18 protein-coding genes are annotated in these 19,295 nt (G+C 52.8%); 13 read left to right on the forward strand and 5 right to left on the reverse strand.

The window, feature by feature from the left end:
- Positions 1–51: 51 nt before the first annotated feature.
- Both WHS46_04005 and WHS46_04010 read left to right on the forward strand, forming a co-directional pair.
- The gene (locus WHS46_04005; protein ID MEJ5347837.1) at positions 52–1,182 is read left to right on the forward strand and encodes an ABC transporter substrate-binding protein; all 1,131 of its coding nucleotides are present in this window, start codon (positions 52–54) and stop codon (positions 1,180–1,182) included.
- Positions 1,179–4,178, forward strand: a complete 3,000-nt coding sequence (locus tag WHS46_04010) for a PAS domain S-box protein (GenBank protein ID MEJ5347838.1) — start codon at positions 1,179–1,181, stop codon at positions 4,176–4,178. Before WHS46_04005 ends, WHS46_04010 begins: the two co-directional genes overlap by 4 nt.
- On the opposite strand, the gene aroC is transcribed toward WHS46_04010, so the two are convergent.
- Entirely contained in the window at positions 4,132–5,199 is a 1,068-nt protein-coding gene (gene aroC, locus WHS46_04015) for a chorismate synthase (protein ID MEJ5347839.1), read from the reverse strand. The genes WHS46_04010 and aroC overlap by 47 nt on opposite strands.
- Before the next feature lie 142 nt (positions 5,200–5,341).
- Here aroC and clpS point away from each other — a divergent pair, with 142 nt between their 5' ends.
- The 5 genes from clpS (at position 5,342) to cobO (ending at position 10,594) form a co-directional block, all read left to right on the forward strand.
- Positions 5,342–5,656, forward strand: coding sequence for an ATP-dependent Clp protease adapter ClpS (gene clpS, locus WHS46_04020; GenBank protein ID MEJ5347840.1), 315 nt, complete (start codon positions 5,342–5,344; stop codon positions 5,654–5,656).
- Positions 5,657–5,676: 20 nt separating this feature from the next.
- Positions 5,677–7,965, forward strand: a complete 2,289-nt coding sequence (gene clpA / locus WHS46_04025; protein ID MEJ5347841.1) for an ATP-dependent Clp protease ATP-binding subunit ClpA — start codon at positions 5,677–5,679, stop codon at positions 7,963–7,965.
- Between the two features lie 40 nt (positions 7,966–8,005).
- The gene (gene aat, locus WHS46_04030) at positions 8,006–8,695 is read left to right on the forward strand and encodes a leucyl/phenylalanyl-tRNA--protein transferase (protein ID MEJ5347842.1); all 690 of its coding nucleotides are present in this window, start codon (positions 8,006–8,008) and stop codon (positions 8,693–8,695) included.
- 105 nt (positions 8,696–8,800) lie between these two features.
- Positions 8,801–10,054, forward strand: a complete 1,254-nt coding sequence (locus WHS46_04035; GenBank protein MEJ5347843.1) for an aspartate kinase — start codon at positions 8,801–8,803, stop codon at positions 10,052–10,054.
- 15 nt (positions 10,055–10,069) lie between these two features.
- Positions 10,070–10,594, forward strand: a complete 525-nt coding sequence (gene cobO / locus WHS46_04040; GenBank protein MEJ5347844.1) for a cob(I)yrinic acid a,c-diamide adenosyltransferase — start codon at positions 10,070–10,072, stop codon at positions 10,592–10,594.
- A 183-nt stretch (positions 10,595–10,777) separates the two neighbouring features.
- Here the strand turns inward: cobO and WHS46_04045 are convergent, their stop codons facing one another.
- Positions 10,778–11,584 (reverse strand): MBL fold metallo-hydrolase, encoded by an 807-nt coding sequence (locus WHS46_04045; protein ID MEJ5347845.1) that lies wholly within the window; start codon positions 11,582–11,584, stop codon positions 10,778–10,780.
- 100 nt (positions 11,585–11,684) lie between these two features.
- Here WHS46_04045 and efp point away from each other — a divergent pair, with 100 nt between their 5' ends.
- Complete coding sequence (gene efp / locus WHS46_04050) at positions 11,685–12,263, forward strand: elongation factor P (protein ID MEJ5347846.1); 579 nt, start codon at positions 11,685–11,687, stop codon at positions 12,261–12,263.
- Complete coding sequence (gene epmA / locus WHS46_04055; GenBank protein ID MEJ5347847.1) at positions 12,263–13,192, forward strand: EF-P lysine aminoacylase EpmA; 930 nt, start codon at positions 12,263–12,265, stop codon at positions 13,190–13,192. The genes efp and epmA overlap by 1 nt, the downstream gene beginning before the upstream one ends.
- A gap of 150 nt (positions 13,193–13,342) precedes the next feature.
- Here epmA and amrB read toward each other — a convergent pair whose 3' ends face one another.
- Positions 13,343–14,563, reverse strand: coding sequence for an AmmeMemoRadiSam system protein B (gene amrB, locus WHS46_04060; GenBank protein MEJ5347848.1), 1,221 nt, complete (start codon positions 14,561–14,563; stop codon positions 13,343–13,345).
- 102 nt (positions 14,564–14,665) lie between these two features.
- Here amrB and WHS46_04065 point away from each other — a divergent pair, with 102 nt between their 5' ends.
- The 4 genes from WHS46_04065 (at position 14,666) to WHS46_04080 (ending at position 18,144) form a co-directional block, all read left to right on the forward strand.
- Entirely contained in the window at positions 14,666–16,372 is a 1,707-nt protein-coding gene (locus tag WHS46_04065) for a tetratricopeptide repeat protein (GenBank protein ID MEJ5347849.1), read from the forward strand.
- Positions 16,369–17,172: a hypothetical protein gene (locus WHS46_04070; GenBank protein MEJ5347850.1), complete on the forward strand. Its 804-nt coding sequence runs from the start codon at positions 16,369–16,371 to the stop codon at positions 17,170–17,172. Before WHS46_04065 ends, WHS46_04070 begins: the two co-directional genes overlap by 4 nt.
- Positions 17,173–17,254: 82 nt before the next feature.
- The gene (locus WHS46_04075) at positions 17,255–17,755 is read left to right on the forward strand and encodes a Mut7-C RNAse domain-containing protein (GenBank protein ID MEJ5347851.1); all 501 of its coding nucleotides are present in this window, start codon (positions 17,255–17,257) and stop codon (positions 17,753–17,755) included.
- The gene (locus WHS46_04080; protein MEJ5347852.1) at positions 17,743–18,144 is read left to right on the forward strand and encodes a hypothetical protein; all 402 of its coding nucleotides are present in this window, start codon (positions 17,743–17,745) and stop codon (positions 18,142–18,144) included. Before WHS46_04075 ends, WHS46_04080 begins: the two co-directional genes overlap by 13 nt.
- Before the next feature lie 68 nt (positions 18,145–18,212).
- On the opposite strand, the gene WHS46_04085 is transcribed toward WHS46_04080, so the two are convergent.
- Both WHS46_04085 and WHS46_04090 read right to left on the reverse strand, forming a co-directional pair.
- Complete coding sequence (locus WHS46_04085) at positions 18,213–18,713, reverse strand: MogA/MoaB family molybdenum cofactor biosynthesis protein (protein ID MEJ5347853.1); 501 nt, start codon at positions 18,711–18,713, stop codon at positions 18,213–18,215.
- 24 nt (positions 18,714–18,737) lie between these two features.
- Positions 18,738–19,196 carry a hypothetical protein gene (locus WHS46_04090; GenBank protein MEJ5347854.1) on the reverse strand — a complete coding sequence of 153 codons (459 nt, stop codon included), beginning with the start codon at positions 19,194–19,196 and terminating at the stop codon, positions 18,738–18,740.
- Between the last annotated feature and the right edge of the window lie 99 nt (positions 19,197–19,295).

The raw sequence follows: 19,295 nt of genomic DNA on the forward strand, positions 1-19,295 counted from the left end.
ACACTCCATGAACCCAAAGTCCTTTATGGTGCGTGCACCGGGTGGTTGACAGTGAAGAAAGTTAAAGTTTTTCTCTATGTTGGCTTCCTGCTTCTCTGTGCTGCAGGATGCGGCCGTGAACCCATTCGACTGGGCTTTTCGGGAACATTGACAGGACCGTACTCGGACTTGGGTATTCACGGACGCAATGGCGCTCGCATGGCCGTTGAAGACGTGAACGCCGCGGGAGGCATTCACGGGCGTCCCTTGGAACTCATCGTGGTCGACGATACAGGCCTTCCTGAGGGAGCCGTTCAAGCAGATCGAGATCTTGCCTCCCGAGGCGTCGTCGCCATCATCGGTCACATGACCAGTTCCCTTTCCATGGCCGCCCTCTCGGTAACGCGTGAAAACGGAGTGCCTCTGATCTCCCCAACTACGTCCACACCGCTTCTAAGGGGTCAAAAGGACCTTTTTTTCCGTGTGTATCCGGCCACAGATGCTTGTGCTCGAAGCCTCGCCCGCTGGGTAACCGGAAAGCCGCAGATCCAAACAGTATGCACGGTACGAGACCTGGTCAACGACGCCTACACAAGGCCATGGGAGACAACTTTTGTGGAAGAGTACGAGGGTATGGCGGGGAGCGTTTCCTGTCGTCTCGCCTACAACTCCTTGGAACCCTCTTTTCTGAAAACCTTGACGGAGACACTTAGCAAAGTGAAGCCCGATGCCGTGCTTTTTGTCAGCTCCGCTCGGGATACGGCCTTGATGGTGCGCGCTCTTGCTGAAGCCGAAATTCCAACCCTGATCCTCAGTGCCGGGTGGGCGCAAACGGATGCCCTATTGGCTGAAGTGGGACCCCTTGCCACGCGGCTTCTTATCGCTGCGGATAATCCTCCGATCGACACGACCGAGCGCCTTCGTGAGTTTTCTTGGCGATATCGCAAACGTTTCGGCATAGATCCTTCTTTTGCTGCTGTCCGAGCCTACGATGCCGTGAACTTTCTTGCCACAGCTTTAAAAGAAGCTAAGGGCCGTCGAGAGCAACTTCCGGACACCTTGTCGCGTCCTCGAACCCTGGACGGCCTGTCAGGAAGGATTCACATCGACGCGTTTGGAGATGCTTCGGGCGATTTTTACATCGTGGCCGTGAGAAACGGGCGGTTCGTCGTGTTGGAGTGGATGAGCGGAGGCATGCCGTGAATCCAAAACCACCACTCCGCAACTTGGTGCAGACTTATTTTCTCAAACACCTTTTTGTCCCGCTGGTACTTTTGTCATTGCTTGCCGTTTCTATGGCCGCTTTGGTGCAACTGCAGGAAATTTCCAGAGCCCAGAAATTGTTTGTCAAAACCGTCGATCGCTACATCGCCGTGCTGCTTACCGGCGCTCATCGCACCTTACGGAACATGGCTTTTTCTGCAGAGGAGACAAACAAGGGCGAGCAGGCGTTCCTTGTCTCTTCACCCCTTGAGTTTCACGGGGTTTTTGTTTTTCAGGGAACGGTGGAAAATCGAGAAGACATGCCGGCGCTTCCGTCCCTACCCGCCTCGGTGGATATTCCTTTATCGCTTTTTCCCGACCTTCAGGAATGGCCCGCCCTGTCTGTTCCCTATTTCAGTGCAAGGTTGAAAACCCTAACCCTTTCGGTTTTGGTCCGTGCCGATCGCTATGTCGCCGTAGGAGAACTGAACTTGGAAAATCTGGAGCGTCTGATTCGAGACTTTTTGGAAAGCGCTCCGGAAAACGTGGTGCTTGTGCTGGATCCGTTCGGAAACGTGATTTATCATCCAGATCCTCGCCTGATGCGCTCCCAGGAAAATCTGAGCCACGAACCTCTCGTGAAGCGAGCCCTTTCCACCTGGCAACCGGGATTCCTTGTGGGTGCTTTAGACCATCGGCTCATGGTCGCCTACACATGGCGGGTGACCCCCTGGAATTGGATCCTCGTCGTGGGTAAGCCTGTCGTGGAGACTCTGTTGCCTCCTCTGCTTTGGGCCGTTGGAGGCGTTCTCTTTTTGTTCTTGGCCGTTTTTAGTGTCTTGATCGCGTTCAAGAGAAACATCGACCGAATCATCGTCCAGCCCATCATGCACCTCAAAGATCAGTGGGATGGCTTTGCGCGACATAAGAAACCCGATGGGATTCTCAAAGCCGCCGAAGCCTCCCCGTTTATGGAATTGCAACTTTTTGCAAACGAACTTCAACGTAGCTCCCAAGCCGTGCTTGAACGTGAAAAAGCTTTGATAGCCCAAAGCAGTGTGCTCCATCGGATTCTGGAATCCATCGAAGACGGAGTGATCGTCACCGACGTGTCGGGACGGATTGTGCGGATGAATGCGAAGGCGGAACTCATCACAGGCTGGTGGTGTCCCCAAGCTTTGGGAAGACCTGCGCAACGGATCCTCACTATTGTGGACAGCAAAACAAAAAAGCCCGTTCCAAGCCTGGATCAACTTGTTCTGGCAAGCGGCACCCCCCATCATCTGCCCGGTTACGGTTTGCTTTTTGGCGCCGACGGATCTCTTGTGGTTGTGACGCACAGTGCGGCACCATTTCGGGATGATCGAGGCACGATTCAAGGTGTGGTCATGGTCTTGAGGGATGCCACGGTGGAATACGAAGCTCAAAAAAGGCTGGAAGAAAGCGAAAGAAAATACCGGCAAATCATGGAAACCATGGATGAGGCCTATATGGAGCTGGAACCGAACGGTCGTGTAAGTTTTTGTAACCCTGCGACATTGAAGATATTGGCATGCTCCTGGGAAGAGCTTCAAAAACGAACCTATCTGGATTTTACAGATGAACAAACGGCCCAAAAAATGCGTGCTTTTTTCTCAGAAATCTTCGCTTCGGGGAGTTCTCTAGGTCTTCAGGACTTCACCATCCATGACACGCAGGGCCGGCGCAAGACGGTGGAAATTTCCGCAGGAGTGCGACGAGATGAAGAGGGACGCAAGATCGGTTTTCGCGTCTTGGCTCGGGATATCACCGAAAAAACCGAAGCCTTGGAGCGAAGCCGAAATCTTGAAAGAATGCTCGCCCAAACCCAGAAAATGGAATCCCTCGGGACGCTGGCCAGCGGTATCGCTCATGAATTCAACAATCTTTTGCAGGCCATGTCCGGCTACTTGGAAATGGCTTTGAGGCGAACGGATCCCGAAGATCCTCGAAGCCGTTGGTTGTCTCGAGTGCAGGAGGCTTCTTTTAAGGCCCGCGATTTGATTCGACGTCTTCTTTCTTTTGCTCGACAAACCGAACCCGTTCCAGAGCCGATGTCCTTGAACGTGGTGGTTCAAGAAACCTTGGATCTTCTCCAAAAGAGTATTCCTCGCATGATTGAAATCGAGAAAGACCTGGAAGAGGATTTGCCTATACTGGCCGCGGATCGTTTGCAAGTGGAACAGGTGATCATCAACTTGATCGCCAATGCTCGAGATGCCATCGGGGTAGACAACCCAGGAACCATTCGCGTGCGGACAAGATCCCATAAAGACGAAAAAGGCCAAGTTTGGCTTCGATTGGAGGTAGAGGACACAGGCGCGGGCATTCCTGAGGACATTCGGGACCGTATCTTCGATCCCTTTTTCACGACCAAAGGGCCCGGAAAAGGCACAGGGTTAGGGCTTTCCACCGTCTATGGTATCGTGGCGAACCATGAGGGACGGGTCTTCTGTGAGAGCCGACCCGGCCAAGGAACCACCTTTACGGTGGACTTTCCTGTGAAACCCTGGGCGCTGCAAGAGCCGCCCCTTGAAGTTGAACCGGTGCCTCAAGACCACGAACCGGTTGGATTGGGTGCGAGGCTTCTTGTTGTGGATGATGAGCCCATGCTTTTGGAGCTCGTTCAAGGCATGTTGGAAGCCGAAGGGTACAAGGTGGACACGGCTGATTCGGGCGAAGAAGCTTTGAATTTTCTGGCTCGAAACAACGGATCCGTCGACGTTCTCATTCTGGACCTCAGCATGCCCGGCATGGGGGGACGACGTTGCCTGGAAATCCTGAAGGCTCAGCACCCCCACATTCCGGTATTGGTCGCCAGCGGGGATACCGCCCATGAAATCTTTCGGCATCCAGAAAAGTTCGGCGCCGGCGGATGCATCATGAAGCCATATCGTCTGCGAGACCTAACGCATGCTTTGCAAAAGCTTCTTACCGAGAAACGTGGTGCCGCCGATAAGGGTACGGATGGAGCATGAAATCCGCCAAGGTCAAGAGGACCATGGCTTCGCAGACAGGCACGATGCGAGGAATGGCGGACACATCATGGCGCCCCACGATGCGCACGGTGGTTTCCGTTCCATCTCGAGTCACGGTTTTTTGAGGCACTGCCACAGACGGAATGGGCTTCACCGCCACTTTCACCACCAGGTCCATGCCTGTGGATAGCCCTCCCAGGACGCCGCCCGCATTGTTGGAAGCATATCCATTGACCGTAATCGGGTCATTGTGATGGCTTCCCAACAAGGAAGCCGCCTGAAATCCGGCTCCGATCTCCACACCTTTAACCGCTCCAATGGACATGAGGGCTGACGCCAAACGGGCATCTAGTTTGTCAAAGACGGGTTCTCCCAAGCCTGCCGGGCATCCCGAAGCCAGAACCAGCACTATGCCTCCGACGGAATCCCCGGCAGCCTTAACAGCTTGAAGATGTTCTTCCATGGCCTTTGCAGCTTCAGGATTCGGGCAAAAAACGGGATTCTTCAGGGCTTCGTCCCAATCGGTAGGGTCACAGCGGACAGATCCTAAAGCCACCGTTCCGGCCCGAACATGAATCCCTTCTTGGGCCAAAAACTTCCTGGCTACGGCTCCGGCGGCCACACGAGCCACCGTTTCCCGTCCCGAGCTGCGCCCTCCTCCACGCCAATCTCGAATGCCGTACTTTTGTTCGTACGTGCGATCGGCATGGCCTGGCCGGTACAGGTCCTTTAGGGCTTCATAGTCTCGGCTGCGAACATCTCTGTTTTCGATCATCAAGCTGATAGGCGTGCCTGTGGTCAAACCTTCAAAGACGCCGGATAAGATACGCACTACGTCAGGTTCCTTGCGGGCTGTGGTGAGCTTCTTGCCAGGCCGACGACGCTCCAGATCCTGTTGAATGTCGGCTTCACAAATGGGGATACCTGGAGGACACCCGTCTATGACCGCGCCCAATGCCGGACCATGGGATTCTCCCCATGTCATCACGCGAAAAAGCCGACCAAAGGTGTTCCCTGCCATACCTATGCCTCCTCGATTCTTCGCCCTTTGACGCCGCGCTTGACTCCACGGCTCAGGGCGTTATTTTTCAAAAGCAGGCTCTCAAAGCATAATGGAATCATGCGTTCTCAAGAAGGAGAAATTGGAAAAGGGGCCGAGGCCTATGAGCGAACACGATCCTGAATACCGAGAAGGCCTAGAAAGTCAACTGGAAGAGGAAGTGGTCGAACCCCCCATGTTCAAGGTTCTCCTGCACAATGACGATTATACGACCATGGAGTTTGTCGTCGAAGTTTTGGAAAAGGTTTTTCATAAAACCACAGCCGAGGCCACGGAGATCATGTTGCATGTGCACCGAAACGGTGTGGGCGTCTGTGGTGTTTATCCGGAAGAAATTGCGGAAACCAAGGTGGAAATGGTGCACCATTTGGCCCGCAAAAACGGTTTTCCTTTGAAGTGCACCATGGAACAAGCCTGAAGTAAGGAGAGGCTCCCGCCATGATCAGCCGGGAATTGGAAATGGCTTTTTCGGCGGCGGTACGCGAGGCGAAGACGCGCCGTCATGAGTTTTTTACTTTGGAACATATTCTTTACGCCATTCTGCAAGACTCAGGAGGCGCCGAGATTCTTTACCATTGCGGTGCGGATTTGGATCGTCTGAAGCAGCAGCTGGAGGAATTCTTTGAACACCGTCTGGAACGCTTGCCTCAGTCGGTGGAAAGGGATCCCATTCAGACGTTGGCGGTCCAGAGGGTCTTGCAAAGAGCGGTATTACATGCGCAGGGGGCGGAAAAACGCCGTGTGGATGTTGGGGACATTCTCGCTGCGATGTTCCATGAGGAAAGTTCGCACGCTGTCTATTTCCTGAAAACGCACGGGGTGACACGCCTTGATGTTTTGGAATACATCTCCCACAAGATATCCAAGGTCGGCGAAAACCACATGGAAAGACCAGGAGCGGGACTGGCTCCGCGACCTCAAAAAAAGCCCGAAAAATCTTCGGCTTTGGAACGATTTACCACCAACCTGACGGAAAAGGCGGCTCAAGGCCTCATCGACCCCCTTATCGGGCGGGAAACGGAAATCCTACGTACCATTCAAATTCTCGGGCGACGCACCAAGAACAATCCTATCTTTGTTGGAGATCCGGGTGTCGGCAAGACGGCCATCGCCGAAGGTTTGGCACTCAAAATTCATCGCAAGGAAGTGCCGGAAAGCTTTCAAAAGGCTGAAATCTATGCCTTAGATATGGGGGCCTTGCTGGCGGGAACCAAATTTCGAGGTGATTTTGAGGCAAGGCTCAAAGCAGTGATCAATGAACTGAGAAACAAACCCGGGGCCATTCTTTTCATCGACGAGATTCACACCGTGGTCGGGGCGGGTGCCACCAGCGGTGGATCCATGGACGCCTCCAACATTCTGAAACCCGTGTTGGCTTCGGGAACCATTCGTTGTATCGGCTCCACGACATACGAAGAATACAAGAACCACTTCGAAAAAGATCGGGCCCTGAGTCGGCGTTTTCAGAAAATCGAAATCCATGAACCTAGTGTCGAAGAGACCTACAAGATTCTTCTGGGGCTTCGAGAATCGTATGAAAAACATCACGGAGTGCGTTATACGGCTGCCGCTCTGAAAGCTGCGGCTGAACTTTCAGCACGACACATCAACGACAGGTATCTTCCGGACAAGGCCATCGATGTCATGGACGAAGCAGGAGCCAGCTTGCACTTGAAGGCCGATCATCGAGCTCGGCGCGTGGTTCATGTCAGAGACATCGAAGAAGTTGTGGCCAAGATGGCCAAGATACCGCCTCGTTCGGTGTCCGCCTCCGATCAGTCACGGCTGAAACATCTGGAAGAGGAGCTGAAACGAAAAGTTTTCGGCCAAGACGAAGCGATTCGAGCCCTTACCACCGCCATCAAAAGATCTAGGGCAGGATTGCGTGTCCCCGATCGTCCCATTGGTTGCTTTCTTTTGATCGGCCCTACGGGTGTGGGAAAGACGGAAGTGGCCAAGCAGTTGGCGGCCATCTTGGGGATTCAATTTTTGCGCTTTGACATGAGCGAATACATGGAAAAACACGCCGTCGCCCGCCTCATTGGTGCTCCACCAGGCTACATCGGCTTTGACCAAGGGGGGCTTCTTACCGACGCCATTCGAAAACATCCGTATTGTGTTCTGCTTATGGACGAAATCGAAAAGGCTCATCCGGACCTCTTCAGTATTCTTTTGCAGGTGATGGATTACGCCACCTTGACGGACAATAATGGAAAGAAAGCCGACTTTCGTAACGTGGTGCTTCTTATGACGTCCAACGCCGGGGCTCGAGAAATGAGCAGTTCTTCTATAGGATTTGGTACGGCTAAGGAAAAGGATGACCGTGCCTCTAAGGGGATGAAGGCCGTCGAACAGCTTTTCAGCCCCGAGTTTCGAAATCGTTTGGACGGAATCATTCCCTTTGCCGGGCTGGATCTTTCTATCATGGAAAAAATCGTGGACAAGTTCTTGGACGAATTGAACCGGCAGGTGGCCGAAAAGAAAATCGTCGTTCAATTGTCTTCAAAGGCTCGGCGATGGTTAGCCGAAAAGGGCTACGACCCGGCTTTCGGAGCCCGCCCCTTGGCTCGCGTGGTGCAAAAGGAAATTAAGGACCCTCTGGCGGAAGAAATCCTTTTCGGTCGCTTGCAGAAAGGCGGCCGAGTGACCGTGCTTTGTCGAGACGAAGCGGGGGAGCAAGAGAATGTGGTGGTGACCGAGACCATGGCTTTCGTCTTCGAGGATTGAGAAAGCACGGGTGTCGTTTGAGACGTTTTTTCAAGGCGTCATGACGATCTTCAGCCTCAATGAAGACCTGGTGTTTCCACCGCCCGAACTGGCGGATCCTGACGGTCTTTTAGCCGTTGGAGGAGACCTAAGCCCTCGAAGGCTTCTTTTAGCTTATCGTCAGGGCATTTTCCCCTGGTACGCTCCAGGAACCCCCATCCTGTGGTGGTCTCCAGATCCAAGACTTGTGCTCTTTCCCCAAGAATTGAAAATTTCCCACAGCCTTCGCCGCGTGCTGAAAAAAGGTCGGTTTCGCATCACCTTTGATACGGCTTTTCGAGCCGTCATCGAGGCATGTGCTTTGGTGCGCATACGTAAAGGCGAAGAGACCTGGCTTGTGCCGGAGATGATCGAGGCTTACCACCGCCTGCATCGGCTGGGAGCGGCTCACAGTGTGGAAGCTTGGCAGGACGGACGTCTTGTGGGAGGCCTCTATGGTGTGTCCCTGGGCCGTGTCTTTTTCGGCGAATCCATGTTCAGCCTCGTGTCGGATGCGTCCAAAGTGGCTCTGGTCCATCTTGTGGAACGCCTCAAGGCCTTGGACGACGCCTTCATTGACTGCCAGGTCACCACAGGGCATCTCAAACGCCTGGGAGCCCGGGAAATTCCTCGTTCGGAATTCCTGAAACGACTTCAAACCGCTGCACGCTTGCCGACGCCTCCCCTGTGGCTGCAGCATCCGCCCTCTTAAGTTCTCGACGGCTGCAGCACGAACATTTCCCTTGAAACACAAACAAGTTGTGCTAAAAGCCATAGGCCTTGAGGGCGTAGATCGTACAAAGGAGGATTCCCTGAAATGGCTTTGGTCGTGCAAAAATATGGCGGAACATCCGTCGCCGATGTAGAACGTATTCGTTCGGTGGCGAAACGGGTGGTTGAGCGAAAAAAATCTGGAGACGATTTGGTGGTGGTTCTTTCGGCCCGAGCCGGCGATACGGATCGACTCATTGCTCTGGCGCACGAAATGAGTCCCCACCCGGATCCCCGTGAATTGGATGTGCTCTTGGCCACTGGAGAACAGGTCACCATTGCGCTGTTCAGCATGGCCGTCAAAGACATGGGCTTTGAGGCCATTTCCATGACGGGTTACCAGGCCGGGATCATCACCGATCACCAATATGGGCATGCCAGAATCAGCTGGATTGAAACCCTGCCCGTTGTGGAAAAGCTTCGGGAAGGAAAGATTGTCGTGGTGGCCGGATTTCAGGGCTATGACGATGAGGGCAATATTACCACTCTGGGGCGCGGGGGCTCGGACACCACAGCCGTTGCTCTGGCAGCGGCCTTGAAAGCTGATGCTTGCGAAATCTATACCGATGTGGAAGGTGTTTACACCACGGACCCCAACGTGTATGCCAAAGCCCGCAAGCTTCGACGCATCAGCTACGAAGAAATGCTGGAAATGGCCAGTATGGGCGCCAAGGTTTTGCACATACGTTCTGTGGAATTCGGCATGAAATACAACGTGCCCATTTGGGTGCGCTCATCTTTTACAGACGATCCGGGAACGCTTGTCACCCAGGAGGATGCGGACATGGAAAAGGTCGTGGTCTCAGGGATCACGTACAGCAAGAAAGAAGCACGTGTTACAGTCACCGATGTGCCCGACGTGCCGGGTATGGCTTTCAAATTGTTTCACCCCATTGCGGAAGCCGGTATTAATGTGGATATGATCATTCAAGGAAGCAGCGCAGTGCCGGGTCGCGCCAACATTTCCTTTACGGTGCCCAAGGCCGATTATGAAAAAACATTGGCCTTGGCAGAAAAAGTGTCCAAGGAAATTGGTGCCGGTTATGTGCACGGCAATCCCAACATCGCCAAAGTGTCCATCATCGGTGTGGGAATGCGCAGCCATACGGGCGTGGCCAGTGTCATGTTCAATGCATTGGCCAAGGAAAACATCAACATTCACATGATCAGCACCTCCGAAATTAAGATTTCATGCGTGATCGACGAAAAATATACCGAACTGGCCGTACGAGTCCTGCACGATGCCTTTGAGCTGCATAAGGACCCCAGTAACGGTATCAGGATCGGTGAAGAAAAATAGCCGAAAGAAAAGCCCATGACGACCCGAGGCCTCCTGATGGTCTTTACCGGGGACGGCAAGGGAAAAACTACGGCCGCCTTAGGCTTGGCATTGCGCGCTGCAGGCCATCACATGCGTGTGCTGGTCCTCCAGTTCATCAAAGGTGCCTGGCCCTCGGGAGAGCAGACCGCAGCGCGTGCTTTGCCAACGGTTGAATGGGTGACTCTAGGAAAAGGCTTCACCTGGCGAAAGGCCTCTCCAGACGAAGACCGCGCCCTCGCTGGCCAAGGTTGGGAAAAGGCCTTGCAGGCCATCATGTCGGACCATTATGACCTTGTTATTCTTGATGAACTCAATGTGGTGCTTTCCCACGGATTTCTTCCGCTCGCCGATGTCCTTGAAGGTCTGCGGCGAAGATCACCTCGATGTCATGTGGTGATCACCGGCCGAAACGCCCCGAGGGATCTCTGTGCCATGGCCGATTGCGTCACAGAAATGGTGTCACTCAAACACCACTATCGCGAGCAAGGCATCAAAGCTCAAAAAGGCATCGAATTTTAGCTGTCGAATCAAAAGAAACGATCTCACGCTTGTGGGGGCGAGGCCGGTCCTCGCCCCTACTTTCAAACGCCATAAAAAACCTTGGTCTTGAGAATTCTTGGGAAAGCTCCTAGATCGACATGTCCGCCCGAAGGCTTCGTACATGTCCGGCAAAGAGGCTTTCTTCGCGCCTTGAATACACCCTTACAAATGGATTGTATCGCCTGAAGTGGGAACAAACACGTCCAGGTCCTCACAGGCGGCGGTCGTTTCTTGAATCTCACGCCAATGTTTTCGGCGGACATCCCTTTGAATGTGCACCAGAGCCAACCGACGAACGCCCGCCGCTCGTGCCCATTCCAAACACCCGTTGATGGTGCCGTGGCCGGCTACGGAATTTTCGCCGTTGAGCACAAAAGCTTCATGAACCGCCAAATCACAGCCTTTCGCCAGAATTTGCGTTTCCGTCGTGGGACGACCGTCCCCACTGTAGAACAAACACCACCCAGGACCGTCAACACGCACACTGAAATTTTTCTGCCCGTGTTCCGTCGAGGCTGCGCGCCACGTGGTGCCGCACACATGAACCGTGTTTCCCTCTGCCAGGACCACTTCTTCCAGAGGATAAGTGAGCTTCTTTACAAACCCAGGGTATGCGAGGTCCATGACTTGCAAGATCCTATCCATCGCGCCGGGCTGAGAGACCACAACGAGCGGCTTCAGTCTTTTCATTTCCCAAAAACGCAGCAGTAATAAAGGAATCCCGAAAAAGTGGTCTCCATGAAAATGAGAAACCCACAGAACATCCAAAGATTCGGGATTCGCACTCACCTCAAAATAGCGATGCGGCACAGAAAAGCCACAATCCAGAAGAATCTCAACGGGCGTGGAAATGGTATCCGCCTGCCGAGCTCGAACCAGAAGGCTGGTGTTAGGCTGGGTTTCGTCGCACGCCTCACCCACACCTAAAAAACATAGCGAAATTTTCGACTCTTCGGCGCCATTTTTCATGAAGCTTTACCTCCCTTCTTGACCAACCTTTCTTGTGCTCTGTATGATGCGCCGATGTTTTGAGGTCAACTGAAAAGAAACGGCAGAGAGGACGAAGACCATGGGTGTCACATTGACGGCAAGCGACCTGAGAAAGGGTCTGAAACTGGAAATCGACGGAGAACCTTACCTCATCGTGGATTTTGAATTTTCCAAGCCTGGTAAAGGCCAGGCACTGTATCGGTGCCGATTACGTAACATGATTACAGGCACCCAATTCGATCGCACCTACCGTTCGGGTGATAAATTCATGGCCGCGGACTTGGACGAACAGGAAATGGAGTTCCTTTATAAAGAAGGCAACCGGTACCACTTCATGAACACGAGCACCTATGAACAGGTGGAACTTACCGAAGAGTCCGTCGGAGATGCCAAGAATTTTCTTACGGAAAACCTTCACGTAGACATGCTTTTTTTCAAAGGTTCTCCCATAGGCATTTCTTTGCCTAATTTTGTCGAATTGAAAGTCATCAAGTCGGATCCGGGCGTTAAAGGAGACACGGCTTCGGGAGCTACTAAGCCCGCGACTCTGGAAACGGGCTACGAGATTCAGGTGCCTCTTTTCATTGAAGAAGGCGATGTACTCAAGCTGGATACACGAACAGGAACCTACGTGGAAAGGGTAAAGGCTTCCAGCTGATGACGTCCCTCGAGGCTCTTGCCGCTAAACGCGGCCGTTTGGAAATGCGGGGCCGTATCCTTCACGGGATACGGCTCTTCTTTGTGGAACGCGGTTTCCTGGAAGTGCAAACCCCCGTGCGCACTCCTGCCCCTGCTCCCGAATGCCATATCGACGCGGTGCGTTCCGAAGCATGGTATCTACAAACCAGCCCTGAACTTTATATGAAGCGGATCCTCGCCGCCGGCTACGATAAGATTTTTCAGATCTGCCCTGTCTTTCGAAAGGGAGAAAGAGGAAAGCGTCACCATCCTGAATTCACGCTTCTGGAATGGTACCGGCGAAGGGAAAACTATGAAGCGCTCATGAAAGACTGCGAAGATCTTCTGGTCCACGTATGCCGCTACGTGGGACAATATCCGCGTTTTCTCTACCAAGGGCATGAGTTGTCTGTGCTTAAGCCGTGGGATCGCTGGACGGTACGTACTGCTTTTCAAAAATGGGCGGGCTGGGATCCCTGGACGCACTACGATGCCGATCGATTCACCGAAGATGTCGTCAATCATATTGAACCTCGTTTAGGTTTTCCGCGACCCGCTTTTCTTTATGATTACCCACCCGAGGAAGCAGCGTTGGCACGGCTCACCAGACACCAGGATGTGTGGGTTGCCGAACGTTTTGAACTCTATTGGGCCGGCGTGGAACTGGCCAACGGTTTCTCGGAATTAACGGACCGCCATGAGCAGGAGAAACGATTTCAAGAAACGCTTGCTCGTCGATCCGACGAAGGCCGTGAGGTATATCCTTGGCCAAAAAAATTCTTGGAAAGCCTGGATTTTTTAGATACGGCCGCGGGGATCGCTCTTGGTGTAGATCGACTGGTCATGCTTCTAACCGATGCGCCCAGCCTAGACGATGTGACGACCTTTTCCCCGGAACATGAACCGTGAAAGGCCGGCGAAGAGTGTGCAGGGAAGATGTAGGTTTCCATGAAAGGGATACAGGGCGGACACGTCGGTCCGCCCCTACAGATGGTTTACCTTGGGGCGGGCGTGTGGGTTCGGTCCTGCGGGGCTTGGAATTGAGGGCCGTAACGGTTTTCAGGATGCAGGCGACTTTAAGGGCACGAAAGCCATGGCTGCAAAGGTGACAAAAGATCCCTGTGAATCCACGACGGCATGATCATGATGAAGGATTCGGCCTTGGGCTTTGCCCTGAAGCACGCGGCTCAACACATAAAGTGGAGGAACACCGCAAACCTTACGACCGTTGCCGTCTCGAAGAATTTCTTCCATAAAGGCTTCGGAATGCGGATTTACCAGCGTCTCCAAAAGCTTTCGGTCCGCCTCCATGTGTTCCTGCACGGTCAGACGATTGGGCCGAAAATCGTCACCGTACCTTGGGCCGATGTGAGCCAGATCCACACTGGCCAAAAAACCCACGGATTTCCGCGACTCTTCCGACACCTGACGCAGGACCTCACAAAACTTGTCTATCTCCGGTTTTTGAGAGTCCCACTTTTCCACTCCAAAAGAACACAGAACAGGTACCAGTAGAGCCTCGGGTTGCACGTGTGCGAGAAAGACCGCCTGAAACTCGATGGTGTGTTCCCTGCTGTGAGCATATTCCCCTGCCAGGACGTCCCGCGGGGCTCGTCGAACGATTTCTGAAGCAAGATCCCGATCACAGGCAACGAGTCCAAGGGGTGTTTCGAAATCCTTCAGGGTGACGGCGAAAGCATTTTCAATGGGTTCATGACCTGTCCCCAAGACGATCCATACGTCCGGAGGTTCCATACGCGTGAGTGCTGCAAAAGCGCAGCCAAAGGTAGTCGATCCTGCCTTCAGGTCGATGTGTGGGGCCACCAAACCCATCAATTCTTCACGGCTGGTGCCTTCAACAAGGGGAAGACCGGCCCGAAGCATGGCATCCAGAAACGCCCGAAGTTCCTCAGGTTCCTTCGGATAACTCTTTCCCTCGTGGCGCATGTGCCTCACAGGGTCTTCTCGAAACTTCTGGGTTTCCCTCTGCACACAATCGGCAAAACGCTCATTGTCGAGAAAGAGGTTTTCATCCAGTAGGCGAACCACCTCTTCAATCTGTTCGCTGTAGAGAAGTTGGCCTGTTCGGCGCAAGAAGTAAGCCTGAATATCGCGAATGGAATGCCGCCCGTCCATTAAGACCAGAAACGGGGCAAACTCCGGATGAAGGAGCAGGGGTTTCTCATTGTATCCAAGGCGGTCTCTCAACAAGATGTAAGAACGCCCTGCATGTTGCACGGGAACCGCTTCCAAACCAAAACGGAGTCGTGGGTATTCCATCGGTTCTGCCTCAACGTTGACGGTTCTCATCAAATGTGATACGTGACAACGTCCATAACTCCCAGATCGACTTATCTCTCACGCTCAAAGGGCAAAGTCCGCATGCGGCACGCACAGCATACCTATTTGATGGTCATCTGCCTAATGCTTCTTAGTTCTTGCAGCACCATAGGTCTGCGAACGGGACCCACCGTTCCCGGTGACGTGCCCGAACTGCCCAAATCCCAGGCCTATGCGGCTTATCTGTTAGCCCAATACTATCTTCGGGTCAATGAACCCGAAGAGGCCGTCAAGGCATACCAACAGGCTCTAGCTTTCGATCCTGAAAGCCCTACCATTCTGACGGACCTGGCTGTTCTGTATGTGCGTCAGGGCAAGGTGCAAGAGGCACTGAAACTGGCGGAAAAAGCGGTGGAAGTCGATCCGAACTACGAAAGTGCCTTTGTGCTTTTGGGCCGCCTTTACGCCGGTACAGGTCACAATGATAAGGCCATACATGCTTACAGGCGAGTGATCACCCTTAATCCATCCAACCACGATGCGTATCTTCTGCTGGGAACTTTGTACGCCCAGGAAAACCGATTTCGTGAAGCCTTAGAAGCCTTGGAGCATCTCAAGACCCTGCTTCCAGACAACCCTCTGGCGCACTACTACAAGGCAAGGGTTTTTCTGGACATGAAATTTTACGACCAGGCGGAAGCAGCGTACCTGGAAACACTTCAAATCAATCCATTCTTCGATCGAGCGATTTTGGACCTCGCTTACATTTACGAGGTGACCGAAAGATTTGATGAAGCCGAAGCCACCTATCTTCGTCTGCTAAGCATCAACCCGGGCCATGTCCAAGCGCGCCATCGATTGAGCAATTTGTACATTCGTCAACAGCTTTACGACAAGGCCCTGGAACAGCTTGAAGTGCTGTCTCAACAAAACGCCGAGGATCTGGAAACTCGGTTGAAGATCGGCATCATTCACCTTCAGCAGCGCAAGTACCAGGAAGCGATTTCCGACTTTCAGGCTCTCTTGAAAGATCGCCCCCAATACGATCAAGCCCTCTACTACTTGGCCGCTTCCTATGAAGAAAAAGGGGAACGCGCCGATCTGGAACAAGCCGTGGTCAACCTTCGACTCATTCCGGAAAACAGCCCCTTGTGGGAGCCGGCTCAGATGCGTTTGGCGCTTCTTTTTGCCAAGATGAACGATCACAAATCGGGTATTCAATGCCTGGAAAAGGCTCTTCGAATAAGACCCCAAGTAGTGGATTTTTATCTTTACCTGGCATACCTCTATGAAGAAACGAAAGATTTCACCAAGGCTTTGGAAACCCTCAATGCTGGTCTCACCGTAGGAGGAGAAACCGTCGTGCTCCTTTTCCGCAAGGGCATTGTTTTGGACCGCATGGACCGTAAAGACGAAGCCCTGGAAGTCATGCAAAAAGTTCTCAGTCTGGAACGAGACCATGCGGGTGCCCTCAACTACATCGGCTACACGTATGCAGACAGAGGCGTTCGCCTTGAGGAAGCCAAAGAACTCATTGAACGCGCCTTGGAAAAAGAGCCTCAAGACGGTTACATCATGGATAGTCTTGCCTGGGTTCACTACCGCATGGGAAACCATATCAAAGCCCTGGAAGTCATTCGCAAGGCCTTGGAATTGGTTCCTGACGACCCCATCATTTTGGAACACTATGGAGACATTCTTAAGGCTTTAGGCCGATTGCAGGAAGCACAACAAGCCTATGAAAAGTCCCTGGAAAAGGGACATGAAAAGCCTGCTACGATTCAAGAAAAAATACAGCAGATAAAATGAAATGTGTTGAGCGCTTTCTGCCCGTGGCGATCTTTTGCGCCATGTCCCTTTTCATAAGCGCATGCGCGGTGCCTCGCCTTACATCCAAGGACCATCAAGAACCTGTCACGTTCTGGACTCCTGATCAATGGCGACAGACCATGCTGGAACGCCTTGAGCGTTGGCGTCATTTTCAAGCCGGTTATCAGGCCAAATGGACGGACTCTCTGGAAAGGGTTTGGCGTGCGAAAATCCTTGTGACCGCTTCCCTACCGGATCAACTGCGCGTGGAAATTCTGAATACGTGGGGACAAGTTCAAGGGCTTTTTCTTCTTAAGGACTCGTGGGCCACGCTTTGGGTGGTGCCGGAAAAAACCGTCTACACTTCAACGCGCCATGAAGCATTGCTGGAAAAACTGGTTGGAATCGCACTCGCCGGCACAGAATTGGCTCCAGCCCTCCTAGGATTGCCGTCTGAAAAAGTTCTTGAAGGATCCTTACCAAGAAGGCTTCAGGACGGCACGGTGGTTTTGGCTGCCAAGGAATCTCAACACCAATGGCGAAGACTCTTAACCCTGTGTTCCGATCAGGAACGGTTATGCGGCATGGACTTTACCGAAGCCGGTACCTCTCTTTCCGTCCTTTTTCGTTACGAGGCTCAGGGTAACGACCGCGATATTCCGAGCTCTTTGACCTTTCATGGCCCTACAGGGCTCGTGGAACTGACCCGCACGTTCCTAGATCGGCCGGCATCTTTTTCCCCAGAAAACTTTGAACTTCCTCCTTTGGGCCAAACCGTTCAAGTTGTCGAAATACCTTGAACCCGAAAGCCCTCATTAGCTATCGTTTAAGAAAAAAGGCCGTCGATTTCTCGACAGGCAGAAAAAGCCTGAGGGCGAGACCATGAAAGCTCCAAAACGATTTTTTGTTGATCGCATGCTGGGAAAGGTGGCAAAATGCTTACGTATCTTAGGCTATGACGCACGCTACGGCTCCATTGAAAACGCCTCTCAGATCCAAGCCTTGCGCGACGAAGGAATCGTTATTGTCACAGGCAACACGCGCTGGCGGCATATTCCTGGTGTTTTTTTCTGCGAGGCGACTCGGCCTGAAGAACAGTTTCGCAAATTGGCTCAGGCCGGACTGATTCAGCCAAAAGAGACGGACCCTTTCAGTCGATGCATACGGTGCAACAGTGTTCTGGAGGATGTGGCAAAGGAAGAGGTGGCGCTATGTGTGCCGGAATATATTTATGCCACGGCGCCTTCCTTCAGTCGATGCCCTTCCTGCAAGCGCGTGTACTGGGCCGGGTCCCATTTGGCCAGAATGGCGGAGTGGTTTCGACGAATCATGGATTGGAATTTAGAGGATGCGGGTGAAAGGAGGAACGGATGGGCGGAGTGATTCAAAGCGTCATTTCCATACTGACCAAAATGGGCTATTGGGTTTTGGAGTACGGGACCATCGTGTATTTATGGAAAATGAAGCTGTTGAAGACCCAAATGAAGCGGTTTGCGGTGAACAAGAGCCGAAAAAACCTTACCAAAGCTTACAGTGGATTGGGTTCCGTGGTTTATGCCATGCTTAAGGAAGGGCAGGAGTCCTTGATATCGGATCCCGCTGTGATGACCCAAATGCGACACGTAGACGAGGCCGAAGCCCAGGTGAAAAAAATTGACGAAGAGATTCAAGAGATCTGCAACGAGTATGAAGCTAAAAAACGGGCCGTTCGCGAAAGCTATGCGGCGAAAAGAAATCAGGTGGGAACGGTCGGCGAAGGGGAGAATGACTGAGGCCTTGACGATGGTCTTCATGGATAGGCTTAGAAAGAGGACGCGCCGGAGCGCGTCCTTTTTTCTTTTCACCCGCCGCAGTCAGTGGAATCTCCTTGAATTTTTGCTAAAGCATGAGGCAACGCAGGAAGCAAGACCTCCAGGTTTTCAAGGCATCCCTTGAGGCTACCAGGTAAATTGATGATCAGGCTTTGACCTCGAATGCCGACGACGGCACGAGAGAGCATGGCGTTCGGCGTCTTTTTAAGGCTTTCCAGGCGCATGACTTCCGCCATGCCTGGAACAAGCCGGTCACAAACAGCGGCGGTCGCTTCGGGCGTGACATCCCTTGGGGAAACGCCGGTGCCGCCTGTGGTGACAACAAGAGCTGCCCCATGGTGTTCCACGGCTTCCAAAAGGGCACGCTGAATGGCGGCGGACTCGTCCGCTACCACAGTGCGCCACACTCCGATAAAACCTTCTAAATGCAACCGTTGCCAGAGCTGCGCCCCTGCAAGATCTTCGCGTTCTCCGCGACTTCCCTTGTCACTGACTGTGATGACAGCCATGGTTTTTCGAAAAGAGGACACGTTTAAGCCCTCCTTTTTATGTTTTCACTTTTGGGCTCGTTGCAACTGGCGTTGAGCCGCTTGAGCAATCACACTGGAAATCGACTTGCTCTTGGCAAGAATTTTCAAATCCTGAGGGATGAGTGTGGAAACCATTTTGAGGGCGATACCTACAGGGGTTTTGGGGTTTTTTACCAAAGCCAAGCGCACGGGGTAGAGTTTGGACCATTCTCGATTTTCGGCGATCTTGCGCAAGACCTCGTCACTGATATTTCTGGAATTGGCAAACCCCACCACTTCCGACTGTGTGACTTTGGGGTTGTCCAAGACGGCCAACTGCACCACACGGTTAGGGTCCTGAATGAGAAGGGTCCGTGCTTCCTTGTTGCCAACAAGAGCCATTTTGATGCGTTCAGAAACGGTCATGTTCTGGATCTTCATGGCCAGGGGAAGTCGGTCCCTTTCGCGGGTTTCCCGTGACGCTGTCTTCGACTCCTCTGTCATGCATCTTCTCCATCGTAAGTCTGAAAGTCTTCCTCAAACCTTCTTGACGTTTCACAAGACCCGCGAACAGCTACACGCGCCTGCATGGGGTATTTATAC

The sequence above is a fragment of the Desulfosoma sp. genome, assembly GCA_037481875.1.
Classification (GTDB): Bacteria; Desulfobacterota; Syntrophobacteria; order Syntrophobacterales; family DSM-9756; genus Desulfosoma.

Excerpts from the sequence above, each read along its gene's own strand:
- aroC (MEJ5347839.1), bottom strand. The coding sequence starts at position 5,199 with ATGGCAGGGAACACCTTTGGTCGGCTTTTTCGCGTGATGACATGGGGA.
- clpS (MEJ5347840.1), top strand. The coding sequence starts at position 5,342 with ATGAGCGAACACGATCCTGAATACCGAGAAGGCCTAGAAAGTCAACTG.
- clpA (MEJ5347841.1), top strand. The coding sequence starts at position 5,677 with ATGATCAGCCGGGAATTGGAAATGGCTTTTTCGGCGGCGGTACGCGAG.
- aat (MEJ5347842.1), top strand. The coding sequence starts at position 8,006 with ATGACGATCTTCAGCCTCAATGAAGACCTGGTGTTTCCACCGCCCGAA.
- WHS46_04035 (MEJ5347843.1), top strand. The coding sequence starts at position 8,801 with ATGGCTTTGGTCGTGCAAAAATATGGCGGAACATCCGTCGCCGATGTA.
- cobO (MEJ5347844.1), top strand. The coding sequence starts at position 10,070 with ATGACGACCCGAGGCCTCCTGATGGTCTTTACCGGGGACGGCAAGGGA.
- WHS46_04045 (MEJ5347845.1), bottom strand. The coding sequence starts at position 11,584 with ATGAAAAATGGCGCCGAAGAGTCGAAAATTTCGCTATGTTTTTTAGGT.
- efp (MEJ5347846.1), top strand. The coding sequence starts at position 11,685 with ATGGGTGTCACATTGACGGCAAGCGACCTGAGAAAGGGTCTGAAACTG.
- epmA (MEJ5347847.1), top strand. The coding sequence starts at position 12,263 with ATGACGTCCCTCGAGGCTCTTGCCGCTAAACGCGGCCGTTTGGAAATG.
- amrB (MEJ5347848.1), bottom strand. The coding sequence starts at position 14,563 with ATGGAATACCCACGACTCCGTTTTGGTTTGGAAGCGGTTCCCGTGCAA.
- WHS46_04065 (MEJ5347849.1), top strand. The coding sequence starts at position 14,666 with ATGCGGCACGCACAGCATACCTATTTGATGGTCATCTGCCTAATGCTT.
- WHS46_04070 (MEJ5347850.1), top strand. The coding sequence starts at position 16,369 with ATGAAATGTGTTGAGCGCTTTCTGCCCGTGGCGATCTTTTGCGCCATG.
- WHS46_04075 (MEJ5347851.1), top strand. The coding sequence starts at position 17,255 with ATGAAAGCTCCAAAACGATTTTTTGTTGATCGCATGCTGGGAAAGGTG.
- WHS46_04080 (MEJ5347852.1), top strand. The coding sequence starts at position 17,743 with ATGGGCGGAGTGATTCAAAGCGTCATTTCCATACTGACCAAAATGGGC.
- WHS46_04090 (MEJ5347854.1), bottom strand. The coding sequence starts at position 19,196 with ATGACAGAGGAGTCGAAGACAGCGTCACGGGAAACCCGCGAAAGGGAC.